Source organism: Pseudoxanthomonas sp. CF385, from assembly GCF_900104255.1.
GTDB lineage: Bacteria > Pseudomonadota > Gammaproteobacteria > Xanthomonadales > Xanthomonadaceae > Pseudoxanthomonas_A.
Genome location: NZ_FNKZ01000002.1, coordinates 854,663 through 870,453, shown reverse-complemented (window position 1 = coordinate 870,453; position 15,791 = coordinate 854,663). Strand labels below are relative to the sequence as shown.

At 69.2% G+C, this 15,791-nt stretch carries 18 protein-coding genes and 1 other RNA gene; 4 read left to right on the top strand and 15 right to left on the bottom strand.

The genetic code is table 11. The annotated features are described in order from the left end of the window. Positions 1–102: 102 nt before the first annotated feature. The 4 genes from ssrS to BLT45_RS14295 all read right to left on the bottom strand — a co-directional run bounded on the left by ssrS (position 103) and on the right by BLT45_RS14295 (position 3,229). Positions 103–288, bottom strand: a non-coding RNA gene (gene ssrS, locus BLT45_RS14310) — 6S RNA. Between the two features lie 84 nt (positions 289–372). After that, positions 373–669 (bottom strand): cell division protein ZapA, encoded by a 297-nt coding sequence (locus BLT45_RS14305; protein WP_093301320.1) that lies wholly within the window; start codon positions 667–669, stop codon positions 373–375. Next, positions 666–887: a TIGR02449 family protein gene (locus tag BLT45_RS14300; RefSeq protein WP_093301317.1), complete on the bottom strand. Its 222-nt coding sequence runs from the start codon at positions 885–887 to the stop codon at positions 666–668. The genes BLT45_RS14305 and BLT45_RS14300 overlap by 4 nt, the downstream gene beginning before the upstream one ends. Positions 888–967: 80 nt before the next feature. Further along, positions 968–3,229 carry a putative bifunctional diguanylate cyclase/phosphodiesterase gene (locus BLT45_RS14295; RefSeq protein WP_254771893.1) on the bottom strand — a complete coding sequence of 754 codons (2,262 nt, stop codon included), beginning with the start codon at positions 3,227–3,229 and terminating at the stop codon, positions 968–970. 136 nt (positions 3,230–3,365) lie between these two features. Between BLT45_RS14295 and BLT45_RS14290 the strand changes: the two genes are divergently transcribed. Then, a complete protein-coding gene (locus tag BLT45_RS14290; protein ID WP_093301314.1) occupies positions 3,366–3,908 on the top strand; it encodes a UPF0149 family protein in 543 nt (180 codons plus the stop codon). Next, entirely contained in the window at positions 3,908–5,233 is a 1,326-nt protein-coding gene (locus tag BLT45_RS14285) for an aminopeptidase P N-terminal domain-containing protein (protein WP_093301311.1), read from the top strand. Before BLT45_RS14290 ends, BLT45_RS14285 begins: the two co-directional genes overlap by 1 nt. A gap of 33 nt (positions 5,234–5,266) precedes the next feature. Here the strand turns inward: BLT45_RS14285 and BLT45_RS14280 are convergent, their stop codons facing one another. From BLT45_RS14280 to rph, 11 genes are all read right to left on the bottom strand, one after another. Continuing rightward, positions 5,267–5,698 (bottom strand): GFA family protein, encoded by a 432-nt coding sequence (locus tag BLT45_RS14280; RefSeq protein ID WP_093301308.1) that lies wholly within the window; start codon positions 5,696–5,698, stop codon positions 5,267–5,269. Between the two features lie 9 nt (positions 5,699–5,707). After that, positions 5,708–6,103: a YciI family protein gene (locus BLT45_RS14275; protein ID WP_093301304.1), complete on the bottom strand. Its 396-nt coding sequence runs from the start codon at positions 6,101–6,103 to the stop codon at positions 5,708–5,710. Between the two features lie 96 nt (positions 6,104–6,199). Further along, a complete protein-coding gene (locus BLT45_RS14270; RefSeq protein ID WP_139188024.1) occupies positions 6,200–6,430 on the bottom strand; it encodes a hypothetical protein in 231 nt (76 codons plus the stop codon). Positions 6,431–6,454: 24 nt separating this feature from the next. Next, on the bottom strand, positions 6,455–6,835 hold the full coding sequence (locus BLT45_RS14265; protein WP_093301298.1) for a VOC family protein: 381 nt from the start codon (positions 6,833–6,835) through the stop codon (positions 6,455–6,457). Positions 6,836–6,979: 144 nt separating this feature from the next. Next, positions 6,980–8,320 carry a Xaa-Pro dipeptidase gene (gene pepQ, locus BLT45_RS14260; RefSeq protein ID WP_093301295.1) on the bottom strand — a complete coding sequence of 447 codons (1,341 nt, stop codon included), beginning with the start codon at positions 8,318–8,320 and terminating at the stop codon, positions 6,980–6,982. Positions 8,321–8,387: 67 nt separating this feature from the next. Further along, positions 8,388–8,735, bottom strand: a complete 348-nt coding sequence (locus tag BLT45_RS14255; protein WP_093301292.1) for a PilZ domain-containing protein — start codon at positions 8,733–8,735, stop codon at positions 8,388–8,390. Beyond that, positions 8,732–11,203, bottom strand: coding sequence for a DUF1631 domain-containing protein (locus BLT45_RS14250; protein WP_093301289.1), 2,472 nt, complete (start codon positions 11,201–11,203; stop codon positions 8,732–8,734). The genes BLT45_RS14255 and BLT45_RS14250 overlap by 4 nt, the downstream gene beginning before the upstream one ends. An 88-nt stretch (positions 11,204–11,291) precedes the next feature. After that, positions 11,292–12,446 (bottom strand): radical SAM family heme chaperone HemW, encoded by a 1,155-nt coding sequence (hemW, locus tag BLT45_RS14245; RefSeq protein ID WP_093301286.1) that lies wholly within the window; start codon positions 12,444–12,446, stop codon positions 11,292–11,294. 3 nt (positions 12,447–12,449) lie between these two features. After that, positions 12,450–13,043 carry an RdgB/HAM1 family non-canonical purine NTP pyrophosphatase gene (gene rdgB, locus BLT45_RS14240; protein WP_093301283.1) on the bottom strand — a complete coding sequence of 198 codons (594 nt, stop codon included), beginning with the start codon at positions 13,041–13,043 and terminating at the stop codon, positions 12,450–12,452. 4 nt (positions 13,044–13,047) lie between these two features. Further along, the gene (locus tag BLT45_RS14235) at positions 13,048–13,437 is read right to left on the bottom strand and encodes a VOC family protein (RefSeq protein WP_093301280.1); all 390 of its coding nucleotides are present in this window, start codon (positions 13,435–13,437) and stop codon (positions 13,048–13,050) included. A 4-nt stretch (positions 13,438–13,441) separates the two neighbouring features. After that, a complete protein-coding gene (gene rph, locus BLT45_RS14230; protein WP_093301277.1) occupies positions 13,442–14,167 on the bottom strand; it encodes a ribonuclease PH in 726 nt (241 codons plus the stop codon). A gap of 111 nt (positions 14,168–14,278) precedes the next feature. Between rph and BLT45_RS14225 the strand changes: the two genes are divergently transcribed. Together BLT45_RS14225 and gmk are read left to right on the top strand one after the other, a co-directional pair. Beyond that, positions 14,279–15,139 carry a YicC/YloC family endoribonuclease gene (locus BLT45_RS14225; protein ID WP_093302137.1) on the top strand — a complete coding sequence of 287 codons (861 nt, stop codon included), beginning with the start codon at positions 14,279–14,281 and terminating at the stop codon, positions 15,137–15,139. Further along, on the top strand, positions 15,136–15,753 hold the full coding sequence (gene gmk, locus BLT45_RS14220; protein ID WP_093301274.1) for a guanylate kinase: 618 nt from the start codon (positions 15,136–15,138) through the stop codon (positions 15,751–15,753). The genes BLT45_RS14225 and gmk overlap by 4 nt, the downstream gene beginning before the upstream one ends. Positions 15,754–15,791: the final 38 nt, after the last annotated feature.

The following is a 15,791-nucleotide window of genomic DNA, read 5'->3' as shown; positions in this document are numbered from 1 at the left end:
GGGTCCCCGGTGCAATCGGCTTCATTTCGAAGTCATCCCGCTCAAGGGCGGGTGCAACAGGACCGGCCGGGTCGCGGCTGATGCCGCTGCCGCGGGAAAAATACGTCCTCCGCCATCAACGATGCTCACGAAACGACCTTGAACCCGGGGTTCAAGTGGGAAGGCTGGGGAACCATCGGGCTTTCCGCTGCGAGGCAGACCTGCACTCCCGGTACCGTCGCCATCCCGTGGTCGTCATTAAGGGACAAGGCGAATGTTTGCGTGCGCTGTCGAGGACAGCAGAGGACGCGAAGCCAGTATAGCGGCTTGAAAAAACTTGCCTAGCCCGTTCGTCGGCGGATTCAGTGCGCAGTCGGTGTGGTGCGCAGCGCGTTACGATGAACCGAGCGCAGCGTCGAGCTTGCGGTGCAGGTCCTGCAACGTGCGTTCGACGTCGCGGTTGCGCGCGTGCTGCTCGTCGCGCAGCTGCTGCAATTCGTGTGCCAGATTGAGCGCGGCCAGCACGGCCACGCGATCCACCGCCGCCATGCGGTTGCTGCCGCGTACTTCGCGCATGCGGCTGTCGAGCAACTTGGCGGCCGCCATCAGGCCGGAGCGTTCGTCGGGCGATACGCCGACGGTGTACTCGCGGTCGAGGATGTGGACGCTGACGGGCTCGGTGGCGCTCACGTGTGCTGCTCCAGGGATTTCAGGCGGCTGATCATCGCTTCGACCCGCGAACGCGCCTGTTCGTTCTTGGCCAGCAGCTGCGAGCGTTCGCCCACCAGCTGTTCCTGCTGCTGGCGCAGGCTGCGGTTCTCGTCGGACAGCCGATGGCAGCGGTCCGCCAGGTCCTGGATGCGCGCGCTGAGCGCGCGTAGCTGGTCGAGCAGGTCGGCGTTGTCCATGGCGGCCACGATAGGCATGCGCTCGGCGGGCGGTCAAGGGCGCCCGGTCGGCGGCGGCGACACCCGTCGCGGCGGGATGTTCAGGAAGCGACGCGGATGCCGGAGCCGGGGTAGTACTCGCGGATGAACCGCAGGCACTGGTCCGGGCTGAGCGCCTGCGCCACCCAGTGGCCCTGCACCTCGTCGCAGCCGTGGCTGCGCAGGAACTCGTACTGGTCCCACGTCTCCACGCCTTCGGCGACCACCTTCAGCGCCAGCGACTGGCCCATGGTGATGATGGTGCTGGTGATGGCTTCGTCGTCGCTGTCGTGGGTCAGGTCGCCGATGAACTCGCGGTCGATCTTCAGCGTGGTCAGCGGGAGGCGCTTGAGGTAGGCCAGCGACGAATAGCCGGTGCCGAAGTCGTCGATCGCCAGCGAGATGCCGAGGCGCCGGCAGGCGCGCAGCGTATCTGCGTTCTGCTCGGGGTTGGCCATGATGACGCTTTCGGTCAACTCCAGTTCCAGCCGGTTGGCGGGGATGCCGGTTTCCTGCAGCGTGCGCGCGACCACGGCCTGCAGGTCGCCGCGCTGGAGCTGGGTGGCCGATACGTTCACCGCCACCGACAGTTCCTCCAGCCCGGCGTCGTGCCAGCTGCGCAGCGTCAGGCAGGCTTCGCGCAGCGCCCAGGCACCGAGTTCCAGGATCATCCCGGATTCTTCGGCCAGCGGAATGAACTGCGCCGGCGAGACCATGCCGAACTCGCGGCTGTCCCAGCGCAGCAACGCTTCCACCCCGGTGATGCGCTGGCGGGAGATGGACAGGCGCGGCTGGAACACCAGCGACAGCTCGTTGCGGTCGATCGCGCGGCGCAGCGCGCTGGCGAGGATGGCGCGATGGCGGTTCTTCTCGTCCATCGTCTCCGAATACACCTCGTAGGTGTGCCGGCCCATCGCCTTGGCCTGGTACATCGCCGTGTCGGCGTGCTTGAGCAGTTCGGTCGGGACCTGCGCGTGCTCGGGATACAGGCTGATGCCGATCGAGGGCGAGACCGCCAGCTCCAGCCGTTCGCCGAAGTTCAGCGGCGTGCGGAAGGCGTGGATGAGACGCTGCGCCACGTCCTCCGCATCGGGCAGGCCGTTGATGTCCTCCAGCACCACCGTGAACTCGTCGCCGCTCAGGCGGGCGACGGTGTGCTGGGTACCGACGGTCTGCTGCACGCGCGCAGCGGCCGCGCGCAGGATCCGGTCGCCGGTCGCGTGGCCGAGCGAATCGTTGATGTCCTTGAAGCGGTCCAGGTCGATGAACAGCACCGCCACGTGGCCGTGTTCGCGGCGCGCCCGCACGATGGCACGCGACAGCCGCTCGGAGAGCAGCGAGCGGTTGGGCAGGCTGGTCAGCGTGTCGTAGTTGGCCAGGTAGCGCAGTTCCTGCTCGGCGCGCTTCTGTTCGGTGATGTCGGTGAGGACCTGCACGTACAGCGGGCGCTCGCCGCTGACGTCGGGCACCACATTGGTCTCGATGCGGCAGAGGATCTCCTCGCCATCCTTGCGCACCTTCCACACCTCGCCGGACCAGCGGCCGGTCAGGCGCAGTTCGCGGTTCATCCGCTCGAAGAAGGCGTCCTCGTGCTGGTCGCTGTCCAGCATGGTCATCGGCTGGCCGATGATCTCGTCCTCGGCATACCCGGTGATGCGGGTGAAGGCCGGGTTGATGGTGATGAACTGGTGCGCCCAGTCCAGCACGGCGACGGCCTCGTTCATGCTGCGCATCACTTCGCCGGCGATGCGGTGTTCGTACTCGGCGTTGCGGCTGGCCGTGATGTCGCGCGCGGTGCCCGCGATGCGCACGGGCTGGCCTTCGGCATCGCGCTCCACCACCCGGCCGCGCGCGCGCACCCACACCCAGGTGCCGTTGCCGAGCATGTCCATGCGGTGTTCGGACGTGAAGATCGGCGCCTTGCCCTGCAGGTGCAGGCGCAGGCGTTCCATCACCAGCGGCAGGTCTTCCTCATGGATCGTGGGGACCTCGCCCTGCCGGGTCAGTACCGTGATGTCGGATGTCTGCACCGCGGTTTCGTCCGCGCGCATGCGGTACAGCCGGCGCTGGACCAGGTCGTAGTCCCAGAACTGCTCGCCCGAGGCCCACAGCGCCAGCTTGAGGCGTTCGTCGCGGTTGCGCAGCGATTCGCTGCGCGGGGGTTCCGGCTGTACCTGCCGCTCCGCCAGCCAGCCCTGCCACCAGCGCCGCGTGCCGATCGCCACCACGCCCACCAGGACCGCGCCGGCCAGCACCATGATCACGGGCCGGGACGACAGCGGGGAGGCCGTTGCGATGAGGGCAGCGACAGGAAGAGGCAGCATGGGGGTGGACGGACGGTCCGGGCCAAGGCGATAACGGAGTGTAGGCATGCGTACACACGCACAACAAGCCGGGGCGCGGCTTTTCGTTGGTACAATCGAGGGGTTGTCCGAAACCTGCAGCGGATTGCGTTCTTCTATGCCCGACCTACCCGATATCGCCGCCGTCGACGCGGCTTCACGCCAGTTGGGACTGGCGACGGACGCCTCCGAGTTGCACGGCGCACTGTGCGGTTGGCTGGCCGGTGGCGGTGCCGCCGACGGCACGTGGCTTGCCCGCGCGCTGGCCGACGACGCCCTGCCTGCGCCTGCGCCGGGCAGCGTGCTGGACCAGCTGCGCGAGGCCGCGGTCGTCCAGCTCGAGGATCGCGGCTTCTCCTTCGACCTGCTGCTGCCCACCGCCGACCGTCCGTTGGACGAGCGTGCCGAAGCGCTGTTCTCGTGGTGCCGTGGGTTCCTCGGCGCGTTCGGTCTCGCCGCCGGCGCTGCGCCGTCGTTGTCGGAGGAAGGCCAGGAGGCGTTGCAGGACCTGGCCCGCCTCGCCAAGGCGTCGGCAGAGAGCAGCGAGGACGAAGAGGACGAGGACGCGCTGGCCGAACTGGAAGAGTTCGTCCGCGTCGCGGCCCTGCTGCTGCATGGCGACTGCGTGCTCGGGCCCCGGCATCGCCGGAGCCTGAACTGATGAAGGCGCTGACCGGCATCAGCGCGGCGGAGTTCGCCCGCCGGCGCCGGCAGCTGATGCGGATGGCCGGCAACGACGCCATCCTGGTGCTGCCCGCCGCGACAGAGCGTATCCGCAGCCACGACACCCACTATCCGTACCGGCAGGACTCCGATTTCTGGTATCTGTCCGGCTTCCCCGAGCCCGAAGCCGTGCTGGTGCTGGTGCCGGGGCGCAAGCACGGCGAAACGATCCTGTTCTGCCGCGAGCGCGATCCCGAGCGCGAGGGCTGGGACGGTCCGCGCGCCGGCCAGGACGGCGCCGTCAACGACTACGGGATGGACGATGCCTATCCCATCGCCGATCTCGACGAAATCCTGCCCGGGCTGCTGGAAGGCCGCTCGCGGGTGTACTACCACTTCGGCCGTGACGCCGACTTCGACCTCAAGCTGATCGGCTGGGTGCGCCACGTGCGCGCGCAGGTGCGCCAGGGCGCGCAGCCGCCGCACGAGTTCCTCGAACTGGGCCACCTGCTGCACGACCTGCGCCTGTTCAAGTCGAAGGACGAGATCAAGCTGATGCAGCGCGCCGCCGACATCAGCGTACGGGCGCACCAGGCCGCGATGCGCGCCGCGCGCCCCGGCATCCGCGAATACGAACTGCAGGCGGACCTGGAGCGCGAGTTCCGTGCCAACGATGCCTGGCCCGCCTACAACAGCATCGTCGGCGCCGGCCACAACGCCTGCGTGCTGCACTACCGCGACAACACCGCTCAGGCGCGCGACGGCGACCTGGTGCTCATCGATGCCGGGGCCGAGTACCGCGGTTATGCCGCGGACATCACCCGGACCCTACCGGTCAACGGCCGCTTCACGCCTTCGCAGCGCGCCCTGCACGACCTCGTCGGCCGGGCGCAGCGCGCCGCGCTGGACTGCGCGCGCGTGGGCGTTCCGTACGAGGCCGGCCACGTGGCCGCCGTCGAGACCCTGACCGAAGGCCTGCTCAAGCTGGGCCTGCTGAAAGGCAAACTGGAAAAGAACCTCGCCGAGGGCACCTACCGTCGCTTCTACCGGCACAAGACCGGCCACTGGCTTGGCCTGGACGTGCACGACGTGGGCGACTACCGCATCGACGGCGAATCGCGCCTGCTGGAACCGGGCATGGTGTTCACCATCGAGCCCGGCCTGTACGTCTCCCATGACGACACCACGGTGGATGCGAAGTGGCGCGGCATCGGCATCCGCACCGAGGACGACGTGCTGGTCACCGCCGACGCCCCGGTCGTGCTGACCGATGCGCTGGCGCGCAGCGCCGACGAGATCGAAGCGGCGATGGCCGCGGGCTGAGCCCGCCGTGGGTGCGGGCAGCTGCGGATCAGATCAGGTCCATCGCACGTCAGAGATCCACAGCTGTCGCCAGCGCGCCGTCTTCTCTTCCGGCGCCAAGGTCTGTGGCGACGCAGGCACGACCGGCGCGAAGGCGTCGCGCGCGGCCAGGCAACATGCATTCACGGCCGCGTACGTGCGGTCGCCCTCTTCGAACACCACGGCGACCAGCACACCGCAGTCGGCGCACAGCAGGAACTGCGCGGCCAGCGAACCCTGCCGGTAGCGGTGCAGCCGGTCCGGGCGATGCGCGTGGATCGACAGGCGCGCGTCGGCATCCGACACCCACGCCGCACCGTGTGCGCGACAGAAGCTGCAATCGCAGGCGCGCGGCGCCGTGTTCGCCGGCACCAACGCCGTGGAAAACGCGAGGGCGATCGCGCCGCAATGGCAACCGCCCTCCAGCGTGGCGTGCGTCGTCGTCATGGGCGCGGATCAGGCGCCGCTGACGCGCCAGGCCGCCGGCGTTTCATTGGTCACGTCTTCGGCACGGGCACGTGCGGCTTCGAGTGGCCGGATCTCCAGCTCAAGACCGAAGGCGAGGCACGGATTCTGCGCGGCGATCCGCGCGGCGGCGTCCAGCGAGTCCGCCACGATGAACCAGTAGCCGCCCACCAGTTCCTTCGCCTCGGCGAACGGTCCGTCGGTGATGCCGTCGCGGGTGACGCGCTTGCCGCGCTGCTCCAGCCGGCTGCCCGGCTTCAGCACGCCCTCGGCCAGGCCGCGTTCGTACCACCCGTAGAAGCGGTCGATGGCGTCCTGCACGTCCTGCGGTGACGCGCTCTCGTCCCACTGGCCGCGGGAGATCAACAAATAATCTGATTGGGACATGTTCGAAAGGCTCCGTCGGAGGAGGGAGGTGCAGAGACAGTGGGCGACCTGAGTGTCGCCGGCCCCACGCGGGGGATCAGGGGCAGAGCGTCCACGTCATCCGGTCGCACGATAGATCCATACACCCAGGGCGACCATCGCGATCCAGAACACCAGGCCAGTCAATACGGCGGCGGTCTCGCCAGGTTCGTGCTTTGGACGCAACATGCGCAGGATCAGGACACCCGTGCCATGCAGGACAATCTCGACGACGATCTCGAACACCATCCGCGCGATAAAGCGGAACACGCCACCCAACGCTTCGCCCGCGATGTCACCCAATGGCATGCCTGCTCCTCTCGTCGCGCCGGTCTACTGCCCCGCGGGGGGTTCCCACAGTTCGACCTTGTTGTCTTCCGGATCGAGCACCCAGCCGAACTTGCCCTGTTCCGACACCTGCGGGTCGCCGACCACGTTGCAGCCCTCTGCGCGCAACACGGCGAGCAGCGCATCCAGGTCGGCCACGCGGAAGTTGATCATGAAGCTCGCGGTGCTGGGCGCCATGTAGGTGGTGTCCTGCTTGAACGGGCTCCAGATCGTCATGCCGGAAGGACTGCCTTCGCCGCCCCACGGGAAGATCGCGCCGCCCCATTCCGAGGTGTCCAGGCCGAGATGGTCGCGATACCACGCGCTCAGCGCCTTGGGGTCCGCCGATTTGAAGAAGATGCCGCCGATGCCGGTGACGCGTTTCATGCTGGACCTCCGGGTGTCATGACGAAGTGCCATACGTGCCGAGGCGCGAGTGTGTCAGTCCGTCGGCATCGTCGCCAGTGAAGGCATTCCCGCCGCCGTGAAGACACCCGGCAGGGTGATCGGGTTGGCCATCGCAGGGCTGCGTCAGCGCGACTCCGCGAACGCCGGGCGCGTCAGGTTGTCGGCATCGCCCTCCGTGCACAGTACTTCGTCCTCGATGCGGATGCCGCCGTAGGGGCGGAACGCTTCGACGCGGGTCCAGTCGATACTGGCGGCGTGGCCGTTCTTCTTCACCTCGTCCAACAGCATGTCGATGAAGTACAGGCCGGGTTCGATGGTGACGACCATGTCCGGTTCCAGCATGCGGGTCATGCGCAGGTAGGGATGGCCGGCGGGGCGCTCGATGCGGCCGCCACGGTCGCTGGCCGCGAAGCCCGCCACGTCGTGCACCTGAAGGCCGATCGGGTGGCCCAGGCCGTGCGGGAAGAACGCCGCGCTGACGCCGGTGGCGACCGCGGCCTCCGGCGAGACGGTGATCACGCCGAAGTCCTTCAGGATGCCCATCAGGGTGAGGTGCGCATCGACGTGCAACTGCTTGTAGTCGACGCCGCTGCGCACGCCGGCGCACATCGCCTGCTGCGCGGCATCCACCGCGTCGATCATCGCCTGGAACTCGCTGCCGGTGTCGTAGGCGTAGCTGCGGGTGATGTCGCTGGCGTAGCCGTGGAAGCTCGCGCCGGCGTCGATCAGGAAACTGCGCAGCGGGTCGGGCGCGACGCGCTGCAGTTCCATGTAATGGAGGACGGCAGCATGTTCGTTGATCCCGATGATGTTGCCGTACGGCAGGTCGTTGGCGTCCTGGCCGACCGCCGCGCAGTAGGCCATGTGGATGCCGAACTCGCTCTGGCCCGCGCGGAACGCCGCTTCCGCGGCGCGATGGCCGCGCACGGCCAGTCGCTGCGCCTGCCGCATCAATGCGATTTCGTACGGCGTCTTGTAGGAGCGCTGGTATTCCAGGTACTGGATGACCGTTTCGGGATTGTTCGGCGCGTGGCCACCCAGCGCACTCTGCGGTTCGCCGAGGATAGCGCTGCGCGCGGCGGGCGGCAGCAGGGCGAGCGCCTCGTCGGGCTTGCGGATGATGTGGATGTCGAAGTGGTCGACCCACCAGCCACTGGGCGCATCCGGCACCACGTGCCAGTAGTCGAAGGGCTGGTAGAAGATCACCTTCGGCCGTTCGCCCGGCGTGTACACCAGCCAGCTGTAGGGCACGCGCGTCAGCGGCAGCCAGGCCTTGAACTGCGGGTTGACCGCGTACGGGTAATCGCGGTCGTCGAACACCTGCCAGTGTTGCGTGCCGCTGGGTACCACCAGGTGATCGAAACCGCCACGCGCCAGCGCCTCATCGGCGCGGCGCTTCATCGCCGCCAGGTGGTCGGCGTAGAGCGGGACGAGGCGGGCGGCGAGATCGGCGGGGGCATTCATGGCGGCGGCTCTTGCGGAAGAACCGCCATTTTGCCGCATCCGGCCCGCACAGGCCGTGGCCCGCGCCCTATTCGGCTTCGGGCCCGGCGTTGACCCACTGGCGCAGGCGCTCCAGCGGTTCGCGGTCGATGGTCAGGAAGCGCAGGCCGGCGAAGGCCTGGCCGGGCGTATTGGCCGGCGCGGACCACAGCAGGTGCGCGCCGACGTCGATCGGTACGTCCTGCCCCCGGTCGTCGCGCAGATGGAAGCGCAGCTGGTACAGCGCGTCCTCGGTCACCGGTTCGGTGGCCACCAGCAGCATGCCCGACTCGGACAGGTTGCCGAGGCGGCCGATGACCTGTTCGGTCATCAGGTCGAACACGGCCACGGGCTTGGGCACGTTGCGCCGGCGGGCGCGACGGAATTCGCGCATCATGCGGCGCCTCCTGCGGGTTCGGCTTCGCCGCGACGGCCGGTCAGGCTGCGCAGCGCATTGAGCGTGGCGTTCCAGGCACGGTCGATCAGGCGGCCGCGGTCCTCGGTGACCACCTGCGCCTGACCCTTCGCCATCAGGTGCGCCAGCGTGTCCAGCGAGTGCTCGCCCACGCGCTGGCCGCGCTGGTTGACGAACAGCGCATTGCCGGTGACCGGACTGAACCAGGACAGGCGCTGCCGCTGCACATCGCCCTGCTGGTTGCGGGTGAACTCGAACCAGGTGCCGAACGGCAGCGTGCGCAGGTAGTCGTAGCACTCCTGTTCCTGCGGCGTGCGCGGCTGCGTCGGCTTCTTCTTGACCTCGTTCTGCCCGCCCAAGCGCGCGCGCGCCTTGAGCCGCGCGGTCAGTTCGGTACGCGAGGTGGTCTCGTCTTCCTCCGCGCTGGAGAGGCGGCGCGCGATCGCGGCCGCTTCGTCCTCGTGGTAGCCCACCTGGACCAGCGACTTCTCCACCTTGCCGGCCAGCTCGGGACTGGCGCCCTGCGCGGTGGTGGTGGCGGCGACGATCTCCAGCGTGGTCTGCAACTGTTCGGCCCACTCGCTGGAGGACTCGCCGTTGCGCAGCTGGGTAAGCGTGAGCACGTCGGCCCAGGCCTGGCTGAGCAGGGCCTGCACGAATTTCTGCGGCTTGGCATCGGCCATCGCCGACTCGATGGTCTCGGCGGCGCGCTGCTTGGCGACCTCCAGCCGGTCCTTGCCGCGCGCGGCTTCGATCTGGCGACGCTCGGCCAGCTCCGCCTTGCGGACGGCCGCCTGCAGGTGCTGCTGCACGTCGCGATGCGCGTCTTCGAAGACGGCTTCGTCGCCTTCGTACTTCTCCACCACCGTCTCGACGGCCTGGTGCAGTTTCTGCACCAGTTGCGGATCCACGTCGTCCTCGCCCAGCCAGGTGGCGCCGGACTCGGCCACGGTGTTGAGCAGGTCGCGGGCGGGATGCTGCGCGCGCAGGAAGAAGTTGCGGTCACGCAAGGCGGCCTGGACGACGGGGACCTGCAGGCGGACGAGCATGTCGGCCGCCGGGGCATCGTGCTGCACCTCGCGTTCGATCTCGTTGTAGAGCAGGTCCAGCAGTTCGAACGTGTCCGAATCCGCGCTGGCGAGCGCGGCATTCGGTCCGTGTTGTGCGCGTGCGGCGGCGAGCATGGCCTGCTGCAGGTCCTGCACGGTACGTCGCGGCTGTTCGGGCGTGCGGGCCGGCAGGGGCGCGGACTGCAGGCCCTGCAGTGCGCTGAGGACATCGGGCGTGGGCAGCAGGCGCGGTGTCGCCGGTGCGTTTCCGCCGGCCGCTGCACCGTGGCGTCCGCCGCCGGTACCGGCCGCGCCCGCAGCGGCGTCCGCCGGTCCCTGCGCCAGCGCGCCAGGCGCACCGGGAACGCCCACGCCATCGGCCAGGGCCTGTGCATCGGCCTGGAGGCCGCCGCGGCGGATGGCCAGGAGTTTCTGCAGGACTTCGAACGAGCCGGCGGCATCGTCGGTGGCGGCCGGGGCCGCGGCATCGCGCGGCGGAAGCGGGGGTGGCGTGCCGCCGCCGGGATCCGGCGCGCTGCCGCCCACGAGCGCGCCGGCGACCGCCTGCAGCTGTTCGGGGGTGAGCGTGGCCCAGTGCGACGTGGTGCCCTGGCCGTTCCAGCCGGTCATCGGCCGGGCCGAGCCATCCCCCTCGTCGCGCGGGTGCCGACGGATGGTGTCGTGCGCGCGTACCCGCCGCGGGGTGTACACCAGCCCGGGCAGGATGCCTTCGCGCGAGAGGAACTGGTTCACCGTGCCGGCCCACTCGCTGTAATTCAGCATGACCTTCTGGTCGAAGGTGCGGTACAGCACGAGTTGCGCGTCCAGCGACAGGTCCAGGCAGGCGGCCGCTTCCTTCAGCACATGGCAGAGGCGGTTCGGGCCCAGCGGCAGCGTTTCCGCTTCATAGGCGGGCTGCCCGGCGAGCACGCCGAAGCGCTGGCCCAACATGAGGATCTGCGCATTGCCGCGCTGCTCGTGCCGGCGCGCGACTTCGCGCAGCACGATCTCCTGGTCCATCACCGCGTCTTCGACGAGGGTCAGCGTCTGGTAGTCCAGGCGCGCGGCCGCCGGTGCGTCGCCCGCCGCGCGCGGTGCGCGGATCGAGGCCAGCTCGGCCTCCAGGCCGAACATGTAGTGCGGCGCCAGCTCGGTGCGGTGCTTCTGCAGCGCACGCAGGTCGACGAAGACCTGCGCCTGCAGGTGGTTGCTGCGGGCCTGGTCGGCCTGCTTGAACAACTGCTGCTCGAACTCCACCAGCATCGCGTTGAGTGCGGTGATGAAGTCGGTGGAGACGTGGTCGAACAGGTTCTGCAGCACGCGTCGCACGCGCAGGGGCAGCGCGGCCGACGCGATCGTGGTCGGCGCAGCGGCGGGCGAAGGCGGTCGTGTCGCGGTCATCGGTGCGGCGGGCTCCCCTGTGGCGCCATCATTATCACACCCCGTACAGCCCGCGCATCCATCCATCGCCCGGTCCCGGGCGCCGCCGTCACGCGTCGAGGAAGAGTTCGATCACATCGTTGGTGAAGCGGCGGCCGAGTGCCGTCGGGTGGACATGGGTGTCGGACAGGGTCACCCACCCCTGCTGCAATGCCCGTGCCAAGGCGTCGGCGATCGCGCCGCGGCCGAGGCCGGTGGTGGCTTCGAAATTGGCCAGGGCGAAACCGTCCTGCAGGCGCAGCGCATTGAGCATGAACTCGAAGGGCCGGCGCTCGGGCGTGATGTCGTCGTCCCCGCCGATGGCGGCCGGCGTACCGGCGGCCGCGAGGTAGGCGGCAGGATGCTTGACCTTCCATCGGCGCAGGATCTGCTGCGTCGCACCGACGGTGATCTTGCCGTGCGCGCCGGCCCCGATCCCGATGTAATCGCCGTAACGCCAGTAGTTGAGGTTGTGCGCGCAGCGGCGTTCCGGGCGGGCGTAGGCACTGACTTCGTAGTGCCGGTAACCGGCGTCGGCCAGCAGCGCCTGGCAATGCTCCTGCATGTCCCAGGCGTGGTCGTCATCGGGAATGCCCTGGGGGGGCTTGGCGAAGAAGACGGTGTTGGGCTCCAGGGTGAGCTGGTAGTGCGAGATATGCGCCGGCTGCAGGGCGAAGGCGCGCTGCAGGTCGTGCTCGGCCATCGCCAGGGTCTGGCCGGGCAGGGCGTACATCAGGTCGAGGTTGAGGTTGTCCAGGCCCGCGTCCTGCGCGAGCTTCACCGCGTGCTCGGCCTCGCGGCTGTCGTGGATGCGTCCCAGTTTCTGCAGGCTGGCGTCGTCGAAGCTCTGGATGCCGAAGCTGATCCGGTTGACGCCGGCGGCGCGGTAGCTCTCGAAGCGCCCGTGCTCGGTGGTGCCCGGATTGGTCTCCAGGGTCACTTCCAGCCCCGGTGCGAAGCGCAGCCGGCTGCTCGCGCCCTGCAGGAAGCGGTCGATCGCCTCCGGTGGGAACAGGCTGGGCGTGCCGCCGCCGAAGAACACGCTGTGCACGGTGCGACCCCAGACCAGCGGCAGGTCGTGGTCGAGGTCGCGCAGCAGCGCATCGATGTAGGCGTCGAACGGCAGTTCGCCCTTGCCCTGGTGCGAATTGAAATCGCAGTACGGACATTTGCGCACGCACCACGGCATGTGCACGTAGAGCGAGAGGGGCGGCGGGATCAGCATGGACTACGCGATGTCGAGCAGGCGCTGCTTCAGTCCGGCCAGCGCCTTGCCGCGATGGCTGATCCGGTTCTTTTCGTCCAGCGGCATTTCCGCCGCCGTCTGGCCGCGCTGCGGGTCGAAGAACACCGGGTCGTAGCCGTGCCCGCCGGTGCCGCGGCGCTCGTGCAGGATGCGGCCGCGCCATTCGCCTTCGACGATCAGCGGCTGCGGGTCGTGCGCATGCCGCAGCAGCACCAGCACGCAGTAGAAGTGCGCGCCGCGCTGGTCGCCGGGGACGTCGTGCAGCGCGTCCAGCAGTTTGTCGATGTTGCGCTGCGCATCGCCGTGGCCGCCGGCGTAGCGTGCCGAATACAGGCCAGGCGCACCGTTGAGGGCATCCACGCAGATGCCGGAGTCGTCGGCCAGCGCGGGCAGTCCCGTCTGCAGGCTGGCGTGGCGGGCCTTGATCAACGCGTTCTCGACGAAGGTCGTGCCGGTCTCGTCGGCGTCTTCCACGCCCAGGTCGGACTGGGCGACCAGTTCGATCCCGGTGTCGGCCAGCAGGCCGCGGAGTTCTTCCAGCTTGCCGGCGTTGGAGGAGGCGAGGACGAGTTTCATCCGGTCATCCCTTGGGTTGCAGCAGGTCCCAGCGGTTGCCGTAGGCATCGCGGAACACGGCGACGGTGGCGTAGGGCTCTTCGCGCGGCGTTTCCATGAATTCGACGCCGGCGGCCGACATCCGCGCATGGTCGCGCCAGAAGTCGTCCGTCTGCAGGAAGAACCCCACGCGCCCACCGGTCTGGTCGCCGATGCGCGCGCGCTGCGCGTCGGTGCTGGCCACGGCCAGCAGCAGGTCGGTGGTGCCGTCGCCGGGCGGCGCGATGCGCACCCAGCGCTTGCCGCCGCCGAAGTCGGTGTCCTCGCGCACCTCGAAGCCCAGCGCATCGCGGTAGTGCGCGATGGCGCGGTCGTAGTCGTCGACCAACAGGGTGACCAGGCTCAGGCGCGCCATGGCGTCAGCCTTCCAGGGCCGCGCGCTGGGCAGCGAACAGTTCGCCGATGCCCTTTTCGCCAAGGGCGAGCAGCGCATCGAGTTCGTCGCGGCGGAAGGCATGGCCCTCGGCCGTGCCCTGCAGCTCGATGAAACCGCCGCCGTCGTTCATCACCAGGTTCATGTCGGTATCGCAGTCGCTGTCCTCGGGGTAGTCGAGGTCGAGCACCGGCACGCCGCGGTAGATGCCCACGGACACCGCAGCGACCGCGCCGTGGATGGCGTCGCGCTTGATCTCGTTGCGCGACTTCAGCCAGTTCACCGCATCCACCAGCGCGACGTAGGCGCCGGTGATAGCGGCGGTGCGGGTGCCGCCGTCGGCCTGCAGCACGTCGCAGTCCAGGGTGATGGTGCGCTCGCCCAGCGCCACGCGGTCCACGCAGGCACGCAGGGTGCGGCCGATCAGGCGCTGGATCTCCAGCGTGCGCCCGCCCTGCTTGCCGCGCGCGGCCTCGCGGTCGCTGCGGGTGTGGGTGGAGCGCGGCAGCATGCCGTACTCGGCGGTCACCCAGCCTTCGCCCTTGCCGCGCAGGAAGCCGGGCACCTTGTTGTCCACGCTGGCGGTGCACAGGACCCGGGTGTGGCCGAAGCTGACCAGCACGGAGCCTTCCGCGTGCCGGGTGTAGTTGCGCTGGATGCTGACGTCGCGCATCTGGTCGGGCTGGCGGCCGCTGGGGCGGGAAAAGGACATGGAGGCATCCACGGTGAGGGGGGCGAAGTCTACCAGCCCGCCACCGCCCGGCCGGGACGCCGGCGCCCGGGCTGCTAAGATGCGCCGCTCATTGATCCGATGGGCTCCCGCATGATCCGCAGCATGACCGCGTTCGCCACCGCCGAACGCGCCACCGAGGGCGGCACGCTCACGGCCGAACTGCGCGCGGTCAACCACCGCTTCCTGGAACTGGGCGTGCGCCTGCCGGACGAACTGCGCGCGCTGGAGCCGGCGTTGCGCGAGCGCGTCGCCGCCCGCGTCTCCCGCGGCAAGCTCGACCTCACCCTGCGCCTGCGCGCGCCCGAGGGCAATGGCGCCCTGCAGCTGAATCCGCGCGTCGTCGCGCAGTTGTCCGAACTCGCGCTGGACCTGGCCTCGCGCCTGCCGAACCTGCGCACCGAGCTGACCGACCTGTTGCAGTTCCCCGGCGTGCTGCAGAGCAAGGGCGTGGACATGGATGCGCTGCAGGCCGAAGCGCTGGCGCTGCTGGATGGCGTGCTGGACCAGTTCGTCGCCGCGCGCGAACGCGAGGGCGGCAAGCTGGTGACGGCGATCCTCGAGCGCGTGGACGGCATCGCCGCACTGGCGGGCGAAGTGCGCACGCTGATCCCGCAGATCCGCGCCGGCCAGCGGCAGAAGCTGGAGGCGCGCATGGTCGACGTGGCGCAAGGCATGGAGCAGGGCCGGCTGGAGCAGGAACTGGTGCTGTGGCTGCAGAAGCTGGACGTGGACGAGGAACTCGACCGCCTCGACAGCCACGTGAAGGAGATCCGCCGCGTGTTCACCCAGAAGGACCCGGTGGGCCGCCGGCTGGATTTCCTGCTGCAGGAGTTCAACCGCGAAGCCAATACCCTGGGCTCCAAGTCCGTGGACATCCGTACCACCAACATCGCGGTCGAGTTGAAGGTGCTCATCGACCAGATCCGCGAACAGGCGCAGAACATCGAATGAAGCGCGGAACCCTCTACATCGTCGCGGCGCCGTCCGGCGCGGGCAAGAGCAGCATCGTCAACGCGGTGCTGGCCCGCGACGAGGAGATCGCGCTGTCCATCTCGTTCACCTCGCGCGGCGCGCGGCCGGGCGAGCGCCACGCGCAGCACTACCATTTCATCAGCGCCGAGGAATTCGAGGCGATGATCCGCGCCGGCGACTTCTTCGAGTACGCCCGCGTGCACGGCGACTGGAAGGGCACCGCCCGGCAGTCGGTGGAACCGCAGCTGGCGGCCGGCAAGGACGTGCTGCTGGAGATCGACTGGCAGGGCGCGCGCCAGGTGCGCGAGAAGGTGCCGGACGCGGTCAGCGTGTTCATCCTGCCGCCCTCGCGCCAGGCGCTGGAGCAGCGCATGCGCGCCCGGGGCCAGGACAGCGAGGAGGTCATCCAGCGACGCCTGGCGGCCGCCCGCGAGGAGATGTCGCACTACGGCGAGTTCGACTACGTGATCGTCAACGACGTGTTCGACGAGGCCGTGGGCCAGATGCACGCCATCTTCACCGCCAGCCGGTTGCGCCGGGAGGCGCAGGACGTCCGCCACGCGGGCCTGATCGCCGCCCTGCTGGCCGATTGAGCGGGTCGCCGCCCCCGATTTCCGGGGTAACCGATTGA

Excerpts from the sequence above, each read along its gene's own strand:
- BLT45_RS14300 (WP_093301317.1), bottom strand. The coding sequence starts at position 887 with ATGGACAACGCCGACCTGCTCGACCAGCTACGCGCGCTCAGCGCGCGC.
- BLT45_RS14295 (WP_254771893.1), bottom strand. The coding sequence starts at position 3,229 with ATGCTGCCTCTTCCTGTCGCTGCCCTCATCGCAACGGCCTCCCCGCTG.
- BLT45_RS14290 (WP_093301314.1), top strand. The coding sequence starts at position 3,366 with ATGCCCGACCTACCCGATATCGCCGCCGTCGACGCGGCTTCACGCCAG.
- BLT45_RS14285 (WP_093301311.1), top strand. The coding sequence starts at position 3,908 with ATGAAGGCGCTGACCGGCATCAGCGCGGCGGAGTTCGCCCGCCGGCGC.
- BLT45_RS14280 (WP_093301308.1), bottom strand. The coding sequence starts at position 5,698 with ATGACGACGACGCACGCCACGCTGGAGGGCGGTTGCCATTGCGGCGCG.
- BLT45_RS14275 (WP_093301304.1), bottom strand. The coding sequence starts at position 6,103 with ATGTCCCAATCAGATTATTTGTTGATCTCCCGCGGCCAGTGGGACGAG.
- BLT45_RS14270 (WP_139188024.1), bottom strand. The coding sequence starts at position 6,430 with ATGCCATTGGGTGACATCGCGGGCGAAGCGTTGGGTGGCGTGTTCCGC.
- BLT45_RS14265 (WP_093301298.1), bottom strand. The coding sequence starts at position 6,835 with ATGAAACGCGTCACCGGCATCGGCGGCATCTTCTTCAAATCGGCGGAC.
- pepQ (WP_093301295.1), bottom strand. The coding sequence starts at position 8,320 with ATGAATGCCCCCGCCGATCTCGCCGCCCGCCTCGTCCCGCTCTACGCC.
- BLT45_RS14255 (WP_093301292.1), bottom strand. The coding sequence starts at position 8,735 with ATGATGCGCGAATTCCGTCGCGCCCGCCGGCGCAACGTGCCCAAGCCC.
- BLT45_RS14250 (WP_093301289.1), bottom strand. The coding sequence starts at position 11,203 with ATGACCGCGACACGACCGCCTTCGCCCGCCGCTGCGCCGACCACGATC.
- hemW (WP_093301286.1), bottom strand. The coding sequence starts at position 12,446 with ATGCTGATCCCGCCGCCCCTCTCGCTCTACGTGCACATGCCGTGGTGC.
- rdgB (WP_093301283.1), bottom strand. The coding sequence starts at position 13,043 with ATGAAACTCGTCCTCGCCTCCTCCAACGCCGGCAAGCTGGAAGAACTC.
- BLT45_RS14235 (WP_093301280.1), bottom strand. The coding sequence starts at position 13,437 with ATGGCGCGCCTGAGCCTGGTCACCCTGTTGGTCGACGACTACGACCGC.
- rph (WP_093301277.1), bottom strand. The coding sequence starts at position 14,167 with ATGTCCTTTTCCCGCCCCAGCGGCCGCCAGCCCGACCAGATGCGCGAC.
- BLT45_RS14225 (WP_093302137.1), top strand. The coding sequence starts at position 14,279 with ATGATCCGCAGCATGACCGCGTTCGCCACCGCCGAACGCGCCACCGAG.
- gmk (WP_093301274.1), top strand. The coding sequence starts at position 15,136 with ATGAAGCGCGGAACCCTCTACATCGTCGCGGCGCCGTCCGGCGCGGGC.